Here is a 14364-nt window from a genome sequence, read left to right as displayed (position 1 = left end):
TCCTGGGTAACTGTTTAGAGAGCAGGTTTATTGGAAGCTGTTTGCAGGTAATGCTCGGCAACGTCCAGCATTCGATTGGCAAAACCCCATTCGTTGTCGAACCAGGCCAGGATATTCACAAGCCTCGGCCCGGAAACGCGGGTCTGGCTGGCATCGACGATGGCCGAATGCGGGTCGTGGTTGAAATCACAACTGGCGTGAGGCAACTCGGTGTAGGCCAGGAGGCCTTTGAGCGGGCCACTGGTGGCGGCTTCGCGCAGGATCCGGTTGACCTCGGTAGCGTCGGTATCGCTCACGGTCTGCATCGTGATATCGAGGCAGGACACGTTGACCGTCGGCACCCGCACGGCTTTGGCCTGAATTCGCCCGGCAAGTTCCGGCAACAGCCGTTCAATGCCACGCGCCAGACCAGTGGACACCGGAATCACCGATTGGAACGCCGAGCGGGTACGCCGCAGGTCCTCATGGTGATAGGCGTCGATCACCGGTTGGTCGTTCATTGCCGAGTGGATCGTGGTAATGGACACGTATTCCAAGCCAATGGCCTGGTCCAGCAGGCGCAACAGCGGCACGCCGCAGTTGGTGGTGCAGGACGCGTTGGAGACCAGCAGCTCTTCGCCGGTCAGGCAGTCCTGGTTCACACCGTAGACGATGGTGGCGTCGACGTCCGCCTCGCTGGCCATCGGCTGGGAAAACAGCACCCGTGGCGCGCCCGCGGCGATGAACCGCTGGCCATCGTCGCGAGTGTTGTAGGCGCCGGAGCATTCAAGCACCAGGTCGACGCCCAGGGACGCCCAATCGATGCCTTCAGGGGTGGCGCTGCGCAGGACCTTCACGCAGTCGCCATTGATATGCAGACAATCGCCCTCGACCCGCACTTCGCCGGGGAACCGGCCATGGGTGGAGTCAAAGCGTGTCAGGTATTCGATGCTGGCCATGTCGGCCAGATCGTTGATGGCCACAATCTCGAACCCGGCCTTCGCCCCTCGCTCGAACAACGCACGCAAGACGCAACGACCAATGCGGCCGTAGCCGTTGAGTGCAACTTTGTAGGGACGCGGTTGGGGCATGGGGGTTCTCTGATCGGGTGAATCCGTTAAGACCAGCATTGCCTGCACCACCGCTATCGCGAGCAAGCTCGCTCCCACAGGGTCGGTGGAGATCCTTGTGGGAGCGAGCTCGCTCGCGATGGCGTCAGCACAGACAACCTTTTACAGATCAGTCTTCCAGCAGCTCTTCAGCCTGCCCCAGGATGTTCTCCAGGGTGAAGCCAAACTCCTCGAACAACGCTGGCGCAGGAGCCGATTCGCCGTAGGTGGTCATGCCGATCACGCGACCTTCCAGGCCCACGTATTTGTACCAGTAATCGGCGTGAGCGGCTTCGATGGCGATGCGCGCGCTGACCTGCAGCGGCAACACCGCTTGCTTGTAGCCGGCGTCCTGGGCGTCGAAAACGCTGGTGCATGGCATGGACACCACGCGCACGTTGCGGCCCTGCTCGGTCAGCTTGTCGTAGGCCTGGACGGCCAGGCCGACTTCCGAACCGGTGGCGATCAGGATCAGTTCAGGCTCGCCGATGCAGTCCTTGAGCACATAGCCGCCACGGCTGATGTCGCCGATCTGGCCGGCATCGCGGGATTGGTGTTGCAGGTTCTGACGGGAGAAGATCAGCGCCGATGGGCCATCGTTACGCTCAATCGCGTATTTCCAGGCCACTGCCGACTCCACGGCGTCACATGGGCGCCAGGTGTCCAGGTTCGGCGTGCAGCGCAGGCTCGCCAGTTGCTCGATCGGCTGGTGAGTCGGGCCGTCTTCGCCCAGGCCGATGGAGTCGTGGGTGAACACGTACAGCACGCGCTTCTTCATCAGGGCCGACATGCGCACGGCGTTGCGGGCGTACTCCATGAACATCAGGAAGGTCGCGCCGTAAGGCACCAGACCGCCGTGCAGGGCTACGCCGTTCATGATCGCACTCATGCCGAACTCGCGAACGCCGTAGTACATATAGTTGCCGCTGGCGTCTTCGGCCGTGACGCCTTTGCAACCTTTCCACAGGGTCAGGTTGGAGCCTGCCAGGTCGGCCGAACCGCCCAGCAGTTCCGGCAGCAGCGGGCCGAAGGCATTCAGGGTGTTCTGGCTGGCCTTGCGGCTGGCGATGGTTTCGCCCTTGGCGGCAACCTCGGCGATGTAGGCAGAGGCTTTCTCGGCGAAGTCGGCCGGCAGCTCGCCGCTGAGGCGACGGACCAGTTCGTTGGCCAGCTCAGGGAATTCAGCGGAGTAGACAGCAAAGCGCTGGTCCCACTCGGCTTCGGCCGCGCGGCCTTTTTCCTTGGCGTCCCATTCGGCATAGATGTCGGCCGGGATTTCGAACGGACCGTGCTCCCACTTCAGCGCGGCACGGGTCAGGGCGATTTCCTCTGCACCCAATGGCGCGCCGTGGCAGTCTTCCTTGCCCTGCTTGTTCGGCGAACCAAAACCGATGGTGGTCTTGCAGCAGATCAGGGTTGGCTGAGCGCTCTTGCGAGCAGTCTCGATGGCGATCTTGATTTCTTCCGGGTCGTGACCGTCGACGTTGCGGATCACCAGCCAGTTGTAGGCTTCGAAGCGCTTGGGGGTGTCGTCGGTGAACCAGCCTTCGACTTCGCCGTCGATGGAGATACCGTTGTCATCGTAGAAAGCGATCAGCTTGTCCAGGCCCAGGGTACCGGCCAAAGACGCGACTTCATGGGAAATGCCTTCCATCATGCAGCCATCACCCAGGAAAACGTAGGTGTGGTGGTCGACAACGTTGTGGCCCGGGCGATTGAACTGCGCGGCCAGGACTTTTTCCGCCAGGGCGAAGCCCACGGCGTTGGCCAGGCCTTGGCCCAGCGGGCCGGTGGTGGTTTCCACGCCAGGGGTGTAGCCGTATTCCGGGTGGCCCGGGGTGCGGCTGTGCAGTTGGCGGAAGTTCTTCAGGTCATCGATCGACAGGTCATAACCCGTCAGGTGCAGCAACGAATAGATCAACATCGAGCCGTGGCCGTTGGACAGCACGAAGCGGTCACGGTCGGCGAACGAAGGGTTGCTCGGGTTGTGCTTGAGGTAGTCGCGCCACAGCACCTCGGCGATATCCGCCATACCCATGGGGGCGCCGGGATGGCCGCTGTTGGCTTTTTGCACGGCATCCATGCTGAGGGCACGAATGGCATTGGCACGCTCACGACGGCTGGGCATCGCTGATCTCCTGGGTTTTGAATAACGAAACTGAAAAAAGGCGAGCATTTTCCCTCACCCACCCGCCCCGGGGCAATCAGATACTCGTCCAAAGGCGATATTTGCGGTGGATAAAGTCGCATTGGCCAGGTGAAACCTTTCCGCTGATGGTGGGTAGAGTCCAGCACGCACTTGGAAGTGCCATTTATCGAGCAATATCAAAACTTTTTGATATTGCCCTTGCGATGCGCCAGACCCGTCACTAGACTGCCGACCTATGAATTTACGCGTGCCTTCCATTCGCCATGATGACAGCGATGAGCTGGCGGCCCTTTGCAAGGCCGGCGGCGATCCGTTGCGGCTGAATGTATTGCGCGCCTTGGCCAACGACTCGTTCGGCGTACTGGAACTGGCGCAGATCTTCGGCATCGGCCAATCCGGCATGAGTCATCACCTCAAGGTCCTGGCCCAGGCCGACCTGGTGGCGACACGTCGCGAAGGCAATGCGATTTTCTATCGGCGCGCCCTGCCCCACACCGAGCTGCTGGGTGGCAAGCTGCACGCCGCGTTGCTCGAAGAAGTGGACGAGCTGGACCTGCCGATGGATGTGCAGGAGCGCATTGCCCAGGTCCACGGGCAACGCGCCGCCGCCAGCCAGGATTTTTTCGCACGGGTGGCGGAGAAATTTCGCGCCCAGCAGGATCTGATCGCCGGGCTGCCGCAATACCGTGACAGTGTGGTGGCGCTGCTCGATAAACTGAGTTTCGGACCGACTGCCACGGCGATAGAAGTCGGCCCCGGCGACGGCGCTTTCCTGCCGGAACTGGCGCGGCGCTTCAATCAGGTCACCGCGCTGGACAACAGCCCGGCGATGCTCGAACTGGCCCGCCAGGTGTGCGAACGCGAATCCCTGGCTAATGTCAGCCTGCAACTGGCCGATGCCCTGAACGGCGTCAGCCTGCGGGCCGATTGCGTGGTATTGAACATGGTGCTTCACCATTTTGCCGCACCGGCCGACGCGCTCAAGCACATGGCCAACCTGCTGCAACCGGGCGGTAGCCTGTTGGTGACAGAATTATGCAGCCACAACCAGAGTTGGGCCAAGGAGGCCTGCGGAGATCTCTGGCTGGGGTTTGAACAGGACGATCTGGCCCGTTGGGCCACCGCTGCGGGCCTCGTGCCCGGGGAAAGCCTCTATGTAGGCTTACGTAATGGTTTCCAGATTCAGGTCCGCCATTTTCAGCGGCCGGCTGGCGACACTCACCATCGGTAACTTGTAGGAAAACATCGAGATGAGCGAATACTCCCTTTTCACCTCCGAGTCCGTGTCTGAAGGGCATCCGGACAAAATCGCCGACCAGATTTCTGATGCGGTGCTGGACGCCATCATTGCTGAAGACAAGTTCGCCCGCGTGGCGTGCGAGACTCTGGTGAAAACGGGCGTGGCGATCATCGCCGGCGAAGTCACCACCTCGGCCTGGGTCGACCTGGAACAGATCGTTCGCGACGTGATCCTCGGGATCGGCTACAACAGCTCCGACGTCGGCTTCGACGGCGCGACCTGCGGCGTGATGAACATCATCGGCAAGCAGTCCCCGGACATCAACCAGGGCGTTGACCGTGCCAAGCCGGAAGATCAGGGCGCTGGCGACCAAGGCCTGATGTTCGGCTACGCCAGCAACGAAACCGACGTGCTGATGCCAGCACCGATCACCTTCTCGCACCAGTTGGTCCAGCGTCAGGCAGAAGCCCGCAAATCCGGCCTGCTGCCTTGGCTGCGCCCGGACGCCAAGTCCCAAGTGACGTGCCGTTACGAAGGCGGCAAGGTCGTCGGCATCGACGCGGTCGTGCTGTCGACCCAGCACAACCCTGAAGTGTCCTACAAGGACCTGCGCGAAGGCGTGATGGAGCTGATCGTCAAGCACGTGCTGCCTGCCGAACTGCTGTCCAAGGACACCCAGTTCCACATCAACCCGACTGGCCAGTTCATCATCGGCGGCCCAGTGGGCGACTGCGGCCTGACCGGTCGCAAGATCATCGTCGACAGCTACGGCGGCATGGCCCGTCACGGCGGCGGCGCGTTCTCCGGCAAGGATCCGTCCAAGGTTGACCGCTCGGCGGCGTACGCCGGTCGGTATGTCGCCAAGAACATCGTTGCCGCCGGCCTGGCCGAGCGTTGCGAGATCCAGGTTTCCTACGCCATCGGCGTCGCCCAGCCTACGTCGATTTCGCTGAACACCTTCGGCACCGGCAAGATTGGCGACGACAAGATCATCCAGCTGGTGCGTGAAGTGTTCGACCTGCGTCCATATGCGATCACCACCATGCTCGACCTGCTGCACCCGATGTACCAGGACACCGCAGCCTACGGCCACTTCGGTCGCACGCCGCAGACCAAGACCGTGGGCGACGACACCTTCACCACGTTCACCTGGGAAAAAACCGACCGCGCCGACGCCCTGCGCGCCGCTGCTGGCCTGTAATACCTCGCTGCAATGAAAAGCCCCTGGCGACCGAGAGTCGCCAGGGGCTTTTTTTTGCTTTTGAGGAGGGTCATACCCGCTTCAGGCGCGGCGCGCCACCAGCAGGAACGACGCAGCGCTCGCCAACAGCCCCGCACACATCCGATTGAACAAGCGCTTGCCGCTCGGCCGGGCAAACAATCGCCGCGCATAAATGCCCATGTAGCAATACAAGCCGATCGCCACGCATTCCAACGCCAGGAACAGCCCGCCCAATACGGCGAACTGCTGAGCGACAGTGCCAGTACGGTCAACGAACTGCGGCAGGAAAGCGGTGAACAACAGAATCGCCTTGGGATTGCCGATTGCCACCAGGAACTCCTGCCGCGCCAGGCTGGCCATGCTCATGGAAACGGTCGTCGCCTCGCCGCTGGCTTCAGGCTGCGCGCGCCACAACTGCACGGCGAGGTAGAAAAGATAACCGGCGCCCACAAGCTTGATGCCGAGGAACAATAGCTCCGAGGTGTGCAGCACCGCCGTCAGCCCCACCGCCGCCAGGGCAATCATGATGGCAAACGCCACCAAACGACCGATGCCGCCGCTGCACGCCTGGACAAAACCATAACGCGAGGCATTGCTGATCGACAGCAGGTTGTTCGGGCCCGGCGCCATGTTCAGCGCGAAGCAGGCCGGGATGAAGACAGCGAGGGTCGTCAGGTCCATCGGTTGCACTCCTGGCAGAGCGGATCAAGCGTCCATTCTGCACCACTCATCGATGGGTTCAAGGGACAGTTGCACAGCCAAATCGGTCAGGATTGTACCTTCGGCACTTTGCCCCCAGGCTTCGCAAAACGCGGTAACGCTCTGGGTCTCGCAACTTTACGCACAGTGGCTAGCCTTCAGGAACTCAACCAAGCAAGGATGCTTCAATGCCACCGTTTTTTTATGCAATCGCCGGTCTTTTATTCATCGCTGTACCCGCAATGGCCACGCCTTGTCCCAACTGGCCCACGGAGCGTGCCCACGCCGAGGTCGCCGCCCTGCAAAAGCAAATCGACACGTGGGACGACAGCTATCACCGCCTCGGCCAATCCCAGGTGGCCGACGAACTCTACGATCAGTCCCGCACGCAGTTGAGCCAGTGGCGCAGTTGCTTCAGTCTTCCGGCAATCGATAATCCCCTGCGCTCAGCGGGCGGGACGGTGCGACACCCGGTCGTCCATACCGGCCTGGAGAAACTCAAGGATGCCGAAGCCGTCAGTGCTTGGCTGCACGGTCGCGAAGACGTCTGGGCCCAACCGAAAGTCGATGGCGTGGCGGTGACGCTGGTGTATCGAAAGGGCCAGCTGTATCAGGCGATCAGTCGCGGCGATGGCGTTCTGGGCCAGGACTGGACCGTTAACGCGCGAAAGATCCGCGCCATCCCCCAGCGACTGCGCCAGCCCCTGGACCTGGTCGTCCAGGGTGAGTTGTACTGGCGCCTGGAGACTCATGTCCAAGCCGACAGCGGCAGCGTGAATGCCCGCGCAACCATGGCGGGCCTGATGGCACGCACCAACCTGACGATACACGACGGGATCTATATAGGCCTGTTTGTCTGGGAATGGCCTGAAGGGCCCGACACCCTGAGCGAGCGGATGGCCGCGCTGGGTGAGCTGGGCTTCGCTGATTCCCTTGACTACAGCCAACCTGTCCGGGACCTGGCCGATGCCGAACGGTGGCGTAACCACTGGTATCGCACCCCGCTGCCATTCGCCAGCGACGGGATCGTTCTACGCCAGAGTCGCCGCCCTCCCGCCGACCGCTGGCAGGCCCGGACGCCGTTCTGGAGCGTCGCCTGGAAATACCCGTACGCCCAAGCCATGGCTGAAGTCCGCAAGGTCAACTTCAAGATCGGTCGCACGGGACGCATCACCCCCGTACTGGAACTTGAACGCATCCGACTCGACGACCGATGGATTCGCCGGGTGAGCGTCAGCTCCCTCCAGCGCTGGGAAGAGATGGACATTCGCCCCGGCGATCGGGTCGCCATCAGCCTGGCCGGCCTGACCATTCCGCGCCTCGATGAGGTCGTGCTTCGCAGCCTCGAACGCCAGGAAGTCAACCCACCTGCGGCAGCCGACCATCATTTCCTGAGTTGCTGGCAACCGACGCCCGGCTGCGAAAGCCAATTCCTCGCGCGCCTGGACTGGCTCAGCGGCAAGAATGGCCTCGCCCTGCCCCACGTCGGCCCCGGCACGTGGAAAAAGCTACTGGCCGCCGGTCAACTCGACGGATTGCTGGATTGGTTGACCCTCGATGCCGCCGAGCTTGCTACCATTGCCGGCTTCGGCGAACGCAAAAGTGCCCGTCTGCTTGCCAGCCTCGACAGCGCCCGGCAGCGGCCCTTTCGTCAATGGCTCAAGGCCCTTGGCTTGCCGCCCACTGCAAATGCGCGGCTGGACGGACCGTGGCAAGCGCTGGCCGAACGCAGCACTGAACAATGGCAAGTCGAAGCCGGCATCGGGCCGGGACGCGCCGCGCAACTGAGCGCTTTTTTTCGCGACCCGCAGGTGCTGGCCTTGAGTGAGATATTACGCACCGCCGGGGTCGATGGTTTTTAATCCGCCCCCCACGGTTGAACCCAAGGGGCGACTACGCGTTCCAACTGCGCACCTGTACCGACCGCCCGCGAGTTTTTATGGAGTTGTTATGAATTTCCTGCCTCCTGTTGCCCTGCTGGTGCTATGCAGCGCCATGGCCACCTTTTCATCGGCGGACGAGCAAACCCCGGAGCTCACCGGTTGCGCAGCCAAACGCCAAGGCATCATCAATCAGATCGAACTGGCCAAGTCCCGGGGCAACCAGGACCAGCAGGCGGGCCTCGAAACGGCGCTGGACGAAGTCACGACCCATTGTACGGATGCCTCCCTGCGCAAGGAGCGGGAGAACAAAGTGCTCGAAGCCAAGCATGAAGTCAGTCGTCGCCAGGCCGATCTGGACAAGGCCATGAAAAAAGGCGACGCGGAAAGGATCAACAAACGCAAGGACAAATTGGCAGCGTCCCGCAAGGAATTGCAGGAAGCGGTGGATGAGTTGGATAAGTAGGTTCTAGCTGCAAGTTTCCAGCGGCAAGCTGCAAGTTCAAAGCGCCACACTTGCAGCTTTCAGCTTGACGCTTGCAACTGCTTCACAATCAATGATCCCGAAACTCTTTATGGCAGGCACTGCACGCATCTTCGACCTTCTGCACCGCTGGCCCCAGGTTGCTGGCTCGGTAGGGCTGGACCTTGCTGACAATCGCCAATTCACCAGTGGCGGCTTCAAGGCTGCGGGCAAGCTCCTGGAAGCGCGCCTGTTTTTTCCAGACCTCATCCGTGGCGCTGGTATGGTCCTGCTCACGTACTGGCGGAAAATGCTTCCAAGGCTCGTGGGACAGCTGATCCAGCTTTACCACACCCTCGGCAAAACGCGCGCCATCGAACGGGACGCGGCCGCGCAGCATGCCGCCCAACTCTTCGTTGGTCTTGAGCATCTGTTTGAAGATCGCCTTGCGCTGGCCCAGGGGAGAGTTGGGATCGACACCGCCACAAGCGGACAGCAGCAGGCAGGCCAGTACGGTCATGGACAATCGTTTTACGAACATTTCGGCCTCGGGACAGGAAACGGCCGTCAGTATCCTCGGGTCATTGGCAAAGGCCAATGGCCCTATCAACAATAGGGGTTGTCGAGCGCCTGAAAACGCTGGATGACCGCAAAGGAAATTTCATGAACAGCCGCATCAAGCCCTGGCACAAAGGCCTGGCATTGACCCTACCGCTGATGGCATTACTGGCTGGCTGCAATCGCGGCGAAAAGGTCGAAGAGCCCCAGACGCACGCCGTCGCGACGTATGCCAGTGCCACTTGGGAAGCGCTGCCAGCGGTATCCGATGAGGACCTGCTGGCCGGCTTCGGTGCCTGGCGCAGCGCTTGCACCCGACTCAAGGCGGACGCAACCTGGGGCCCAACCTGCGCGGCTGCCGCCAATGTGCCGCAGACCGCAAAGGCCGTGCGCAATTTCTTGAAGCAGAACCTGGACGTCTTTGGCCTGCGCTCGGGCGATAACAGCCCCAATGGCCTGATTACCGGCTACTACGAACCGGTCTACCCTGGCAGTCTCACCCAGACCGCGAAGGCGAATATTCCGGTCTATGGCGTACCGGACGACATGATTATCGTGTCCCTGGACAGCATTTATCCTGAGCTGAAGGGCAAACGCCTGCGCGGGCGCCTCGAAGGCCGGGTGCTCAAGCCTTACGACGATGCCGCCGCCATCGAAACCAAGGGCGTGAAGGCGCCGGTTATCGCCTGGCTGACGGACCCGATGAACCTGCAATTCCTGCAGATCCAGGGTTCGGGACGCATTCGGCTTGATGACGGCCGCCAGGTGCGCATCGGCTATGCCGACCAGAACGGCCACCCGTATCGACCCATTGGCCGCTGGTTGGTTGAGCAGGGAGAGCTGAAAAAGGAAGACGTGACCATGGGCACCATCAGCGCCTGGGCCAAGGCCAACCCCCACCGCATTCCTGAATTGCTGGGCAGCAACCCCAGCTATGTGTTCTTCAACCGCAACCCCGACAGCAACGAAGGCCCGCGAGGCTCGTTGAACGTCCCGCTCACCGCCGGCTACAGCGTAGCGGTAGATCGCAAGGTCATTCCGTTGGGCAGCCTGTTGTGGCTGTCCACCACACGCCCCGACGGCAGCGCCTTGAACCGCCCCGTCGCCGCCCAGGATACGGGCGGGGCCATTGCCGGTGAAGTGCGGGCCGACTTGTTCTGGGGCACGGGCGAAACGGCCGGGCAACTGGCGGGGGACATGAAGCAACAAGGCCAGATCTGGATGCTCTGGCCCAAGGACATGGCGTTGCCCCAGGTGCCGCAGGTGGCGAATGCGGTGACCGCAGCCCCCTAGGAATGTGTTGACTGTGCGGGCCATTTCGCGAGCAGGCTCGCTCCCACAATGGGTTTCGATGAATACAGATTTTTGTGCATACACTCGATCCAATGTGGGAGCTAACCTGCTCGCGGAGAGGCCAGCACCGGCGCGTTCATTCAAATACCAGGCTCAGACCGAAACAAAGAAGAAACTCAGCACCAACCCCACCCCCACGAACCACACCAGCGAACGCAGGACCGCCCAGTCGGCCAGGTAGCAAATGATGTAGAGCAGGCGGCTGGTGATGAACAGCACGGCCAGCACGTTGATAGTCACCAACTCGGCATTGCCGGCCAGATGCGCGACGATCACCGCCGCTGCGAAAAAAGGTGTGATCTCGAAGCTGTTCAGTTGCGCGGCGTATGCACGCCGGGGAGCGCCCTCGAGCGAGTCCAGGAAATCCCGCGGATCGTAGTTATCCCGTAGCCTGAACCGCCCGCCCGCCTTGGCGATCGCCACACACAGGTAAGGCAGCAGAAAGGCAATCAACACACACCACAGCGCAACCGTCATGACGCAGTTCCTTCTTTGAATTTATGGGAAATCGAGAGTCGGCCATTGTTTAGAATTTCATGACCAGCATGCCAACCAGCACCAGCCCGCAGGCTAAGAGTCGCGGCCGGCCGAAAGGTTCTTTCAGGTAGCGCATGCCGAAGAGCACCACCAGGATCACGCTGATCTCCCGCAGCGCCGCGGCTTCGGCGATCGAGCCCAATTGCATCGCCCATAGCACCAGAGCGTAGCTGAACAATACGCAGAACCCGACCGCCAGCCCCAAGCGCCATTGTTCACGCCAGAACAGCATGAACGCCGGTCGTTTGCCGACCAGCGCCAACAGAGGAAACGGCCAGGCACTGAGCAGCGTGATCCAGACCAGGTAATCCAGCGGATGAGGCCAGCGGCGCAGGGCCTGGCCATCGATGAAGGTGTAGCCGCCGATGCACAGGCCGATCAGCGCGACCACCGGCAGCATCGACCAGGGCAACCGCTCGCCACCACCGCCCTGCCACAACAGGCACAGCATGCCGAACGGTATCAGAAGGATGCCGATGATCTGTTGCGTCGTCAGGACTTCACCGGCAAACATCAGCGTCAGGGCCAGCACCACGAGCGGAGAGAGGCCGCGCATCAAGGGATAGACCAGCCCCAGGTCACCGACCCGATAAGCCTGGATCAGCAAATAGCGATACAACAGCTCGAATGCAGCCGACGCCAGGATCCATGGCCAGATTTCCAGCGGCGGCCATTCCACGAAGCCCACCGCCAATGCCCCGAACAGCAACGCGACAGTGTCCATGCACGCCACCACCAACAACCGCTCGCCACTGAACTTGATCAGCGTATTCCATGCCGCATGCAACAGCGCCGCGACCAATACCAACACCGTTGCCAGCACGGCACGCTCCTTGATTCCGCCCGTAGAATTGACTCGCGATCCTTCAACAGCTGTTTATACTGCACGCAACCACGCCGCACTTCAGTTGCGCATAGATCAATACCAATAATTCTGCCTGCCGCCCGTTCGATCGAACCAAGGCGCCGGCATGCGTATGCCTGATCCGAGCGTCAAGACTACAGACAGAGACCTTGCGCATGCCACTTGCTTTGCTTGCTTTGGCCGTCGCCGCTTTCGGCATCGGCACGACTGAATTCGTCATCATGGGGCTGCTGCCCGATGTCGCCCGTGACCTGGCCGTGAGCATTCCCCAGGCCGGGTTGCTGATCACCGGTTATGCCCTGGGGGTGGTATTTGGCGCACCGATCCTGGCGATCGGCACCGCGAACATGCCGCGCAAGGCCACGTTGCTGGGCATGACACTGATGTTCATCCTCGGCAATGTGCTGTGTGCCCTGGCCCCGAACTACACCACGCTGATGGCCGCCCGGGTGATTACCGCTCTGTGCCACGGAGCTTTTTTTGGTATCGGCTCGGTGGTGGCGGCCGGGTTGGTGGCGCCGAACAAACGGGCCCAGGCCATCGCGATGATGTTTACCGGCCTGACCTTGGCGAACGTCCTGGGTGTTCCCTTGGGCACGGCGCTGGGCCAATACGCGGGTTGGCGGGCGACGTTCTGGGCGGTTTCGGTGATTGGCATCATTGCCGCCGTTGCCCAATGGGTCTGGCTGCCCAGGGAAATCCCCATGGACAAGGCCAACCTTGCCAGCGAATTCAAGGTACTCGGCAAGGTCAATGTGCTGCTGGCGCTGGGCATGAGCGTGCTGGCCTCCACCAGTCTGTTCAGCGTGTTCACCTACATCGCGCCGATCCTGCAGGACATCACCGGGGTCAGTCCCCACGGCGTCACCGTCATGCTGCTGTTGTTCGGCGTTGGCCTGACGGCGGGCAGTTTCCTCGGCGGACGCTTGGCTGACCGGCGCCTGCTACCGTCCCTGGTGGGCATGGCGCTGGCCGTGGTGCTGGTGCTTGCCGCGTTCAGCCAGACCAGTCAATCGGTGATTCCGGCGGCGATTACTCTGGTGCTGTGGGGCATCTTTGCCTTCGCCCTGTGCCCGATCCTGCAACTGCTGATCATTGACCAGGCCCATGAGGCACCGAATCTTGGCTCGACCCTGAACCAGAGCGCCTTCAACCTCGGCAATGCCGCCGGCGCCTGGATCGGCGGGCTGGTCGTCGCCAGCGGTGCCAACCTTGCCGATCTGCCGTGGACCGGCGCGCTGGTGGGCGGGCTCACCGTACTGGCAGCGCTCTACTTTATTTATCGCCAGCGTCGTCGGGGCGCCGTGGCAGGCTTTGCCGACTGAGGGGCGTATTGGTCTCGCTGCGCACCTGCGCATGGCTGATCAGCGCGAAGATGAAACTGCCACCGATGATGTTCCCCGCCAGGGTGGGCGCGGCGAACACCATCCAGAAATCTTCCCAGGACAACTGGCCAGCGAATACCAGATACGACACCTCGGCTGAACCGACCACGATGTGGGTGAAATCCCCGAGCGCCATCAAGTAGGTGATCAACACGATGATCAACATCTTGGCGCTTTCCATGGACGGAATCATCCACACCATGGTGGCAATCATCCAACCGGAAATGATGCCCTTGGCGAACATCTGGCCGCTGTCGTTCTCCATGACCTTGCGCCCGATATCCAGGAACGCCAAGTCGGTGCGCTGATCGAAAATCGGCAGGTGCAGCATCACGTAGGCCACCAGCAACGTACCGCACAGGTTGCCCGCCAGCACCACGCCCCATAACCGGAACAATCGACCGAAATTGCCCAAGGTTGGCTTGCTCATGATGGGCAGCACAGCGGTCAGGGTGTTTTCGGTAAACAATTGCTGACGCGCCAGGATCACCGCCAGGAAGCCCGCGCAGTAGCCAAAACTGGCGATCACCTTGAAGCCGTCGTGGTCGGGCAGCCTGGAGTTGAGCAGTCCCATCGCCATCAGCGACAATCCCATGGTCAATCCCGCCGCCAGGGCCGACCACCACAGTGCCGCGACGCTGCGCTCCAGCTCCTGGTTGCCCTGGGTGCGAATGATCTCGTGCAGAACCGCCGCCCGCGGCGGCTGGTTGCGGTCGACCTCGTGCTGTTCCTCTGCCGAGAGGTCAGGGGTCTTGCCGTCTTCGTGAGTGTCCATACAGCTCCTGAACCGGTGGCGTGATGTACCTACGACACACGACATCCGGAGCTGTTCAGTGATGCCGGGAAATGACCGGCGCCGGCAGAATTGCCTTCGCGAGCAGGCTCGCTCCCACAGGGGATCCAATGTGGGAGCGAACCTGCTCGC

General features: G+C 61.7%; 13 protein-coding genes. 6 read left to right on the top strand and 7 right to left on the bottom strand.

Annotated elements, in window-relative coordinates; genetic code table 11:
• Positions 1-14: 14 nt before the first annotated feature.
• Together epd and tkt are read right to left on the bottom strand one after the other, a co-directional pair.
• Positions 15-1070, bottom strand: coding sequence for an erythrose-4-phosphate dehydrogenase (epd, locus tag Q7C33_RS05960; RefSeq protein ID WP_030137857.1), 1056 nt, complete (start codon positions 1068-1070; stop codon positions 15-17).
• Positions 1071-1218: 148 nt separating this feature from the next.
• On the bottom strand, positions 1219-3216 hold the full coding sequence (gene tkt / locus Q7C33_RS05955; protein ID WP_407682996.1) for a transketolase: 1998 nt from the start codon (positions 3214-3216) through the stop codon (positions 1219-1221).
• 256 nt (positions 3217-3472) lie between these two features.
• Here tkt and Q7C33_RS05950 point away from each other — a divergent pair, with 256 nt between their 5' ends.
• Both Q7C33_RS05950 and metK read left to right on the top strand, forming a co-directional pair.
• Entirely contained in the window at positions 3473-4468 is a 996-nt protein-coding gene (locus tag Q7C33_RS05950; RefSeq protein ID WP_407682995.1) for an ArsR/SmtB family transcription factor, read from the top strand.
• 19 nt (positions 4469-4487) lie between these two features.
• Positions 4488-5678: a methionine adenosyltransferase gene (gene metK / locus Q7C33_RS05945; RefSeq protein WP_030137860.1), complete on the top strand. Its 1191-nt coding sequence runs from the start codon at positions 4488-4490 to the stop codon at positions 5676-5678.
• An 81-nt stretch (positions 5679-5759) separates the two neighbouring features.
• On the opposite strand, the gene Q7C33_RS05940 is transcribed toward metK, so the two are convergent.
• On the bottom strand, positions 5760-6380 hold the full coding sequence (locus Q7C33_RS05940; protein ID WP_258648450.1) for a LysE family translocator: 621 nt from the start codon (positions 6378-6380) through the stop codon (positions 5760-5762).
• Positions 6381-6586: 206 nt separating this feature from the next.
• Between Q7C33_RS05940 and ligB the strand changes: the two genes are divergently transcribed.
• Complete coding sequence (ligB, locus tag Q7C33_RS05935; RefSeq protein ID WP_407682994.1) at positions 6587-8260, top strand: NAD-dependent DNA ligase LigB; 1674 nt, start codon at positions 6587-6589, stop codon at positions 8258-8260.
• Between the two features lie 88 nt (positions 8261-8348).
• Positions 8349-8744 (top strand): DUF1090 domain-containing protein, encoded by a 396-nt coding sequence (locus Q7C33_RS05930; RefSeq protein WP_264429362.1) that lies wholly within the window; start codon positions 8349-8351, stop codon positions 8742-8744.
• An 88-nt stretch (positions 8745-8832) separates the two neighbouring features.
• On the opposite strand, the gene Q7C33_RS05925 is transcribed toward Q7C33_RS05930, so the two are convergent.
• Positions 8833-9282, bottom strand: a complete 450-nt coding sequence (locus Q7C33_RS05925; protein WP_407682993.1) for a c-type cytochrome — start codon at positions 9280-9282, stop codon at positions 8833-8835.
• Positions 9283-9404: 122 nt separating this feature from the next.
• On the opposite strand from Q7C33_RS05925, the gene mltA reads away from it, so the two are divergent.
• Positions 9405-10592, top strand: a complete 1188-nt coding sequence (mltA, locus tag Q7C33_RS05920) for a murein transglycosylase A (RefSeq protein WP_407682992.1) — start codon at positions 9405-9407, stop codon at positions 10590-10592.
• Between the two features lie 153 nt (positions 10593-10745).
• Here the strand turns inward: mltA and Q7C33_RS05915 are convergent, their stop codons facing one another.
• Both Q7C33_RS05915 and Q7C33_RS05910 read right to left on the bottom strand, forming a co-directional pair.
• Complete coding sequence (locus Q7C33_RS05915; RefSeq protein WP_030137866.1) at positions 10746-11129, bottom strand: MAPEG family protein; 384 nt, start codon at positions 11127-11129, stop codon at positions 10746-10748.
• A 49-nt stretch (positions 11130-11178) separates the two neighbouring features.
• A complete protein-coding gene (locus tag Q7C33_RS05910) occupies positions 11179-12012 on the bottom strand; it encodes an EamA family transporter (protein WP_030137867.1) in 834 nt (277 codons plus the stop codon).
• A gap of 197 nt (positions 12013-12209) precedes the next feature.
• Between Q7C33_RS05910 and Q7C33_RS05905 the strand changes: the two genes are divergently transcribed.
• On the top strand, positions 12210-13379 hold the full coding sequence (locus tag Q7C33_RS05905) for an MFS transporter (RefSeq protein WP_407682991.1): 1170 nt from the start codon (positions 12210-12212) through the stop codon (positions 13377-13379).
• Here Q7C33_RS05905 and Q7C33_RS05900 read toward each other — a convergent pair.
• Positions 13330-14214 (bottom strand): formate/nitrite transporter family protein, encoded by an 885-nt coding sequence (locus tag Q7C33_RS05900; RefSeq protein WP_407682990.1) that lies wholly within the window; start codon positions 14212-14214, stop codon positions 13330-13332. The two genes, Q7C33_RS05905 and Q7C33_RS05900, sit on opposite strands and share 50 nt — an antisense overlap.
• Positions 14215-14364: the final 150 nt, after the last annotated feature.

Origin of the sequence: Pseudomonas sp. BP11-1-1, assembly GCF_052112105.1 — a bacterium.
GTDB classification, from domain to species: Bacteria; Pseudomonadota; Gammaproteobacteria; order Pseudomonadales; family Pseudomonadaceae; genus Aquipseudomonas; species Aquipseudomonas alvandae.
Note: the sequence above shows the minus strand (reverse complement) of the source record. Positions and strands in the feature narration are given on the sequence as shown.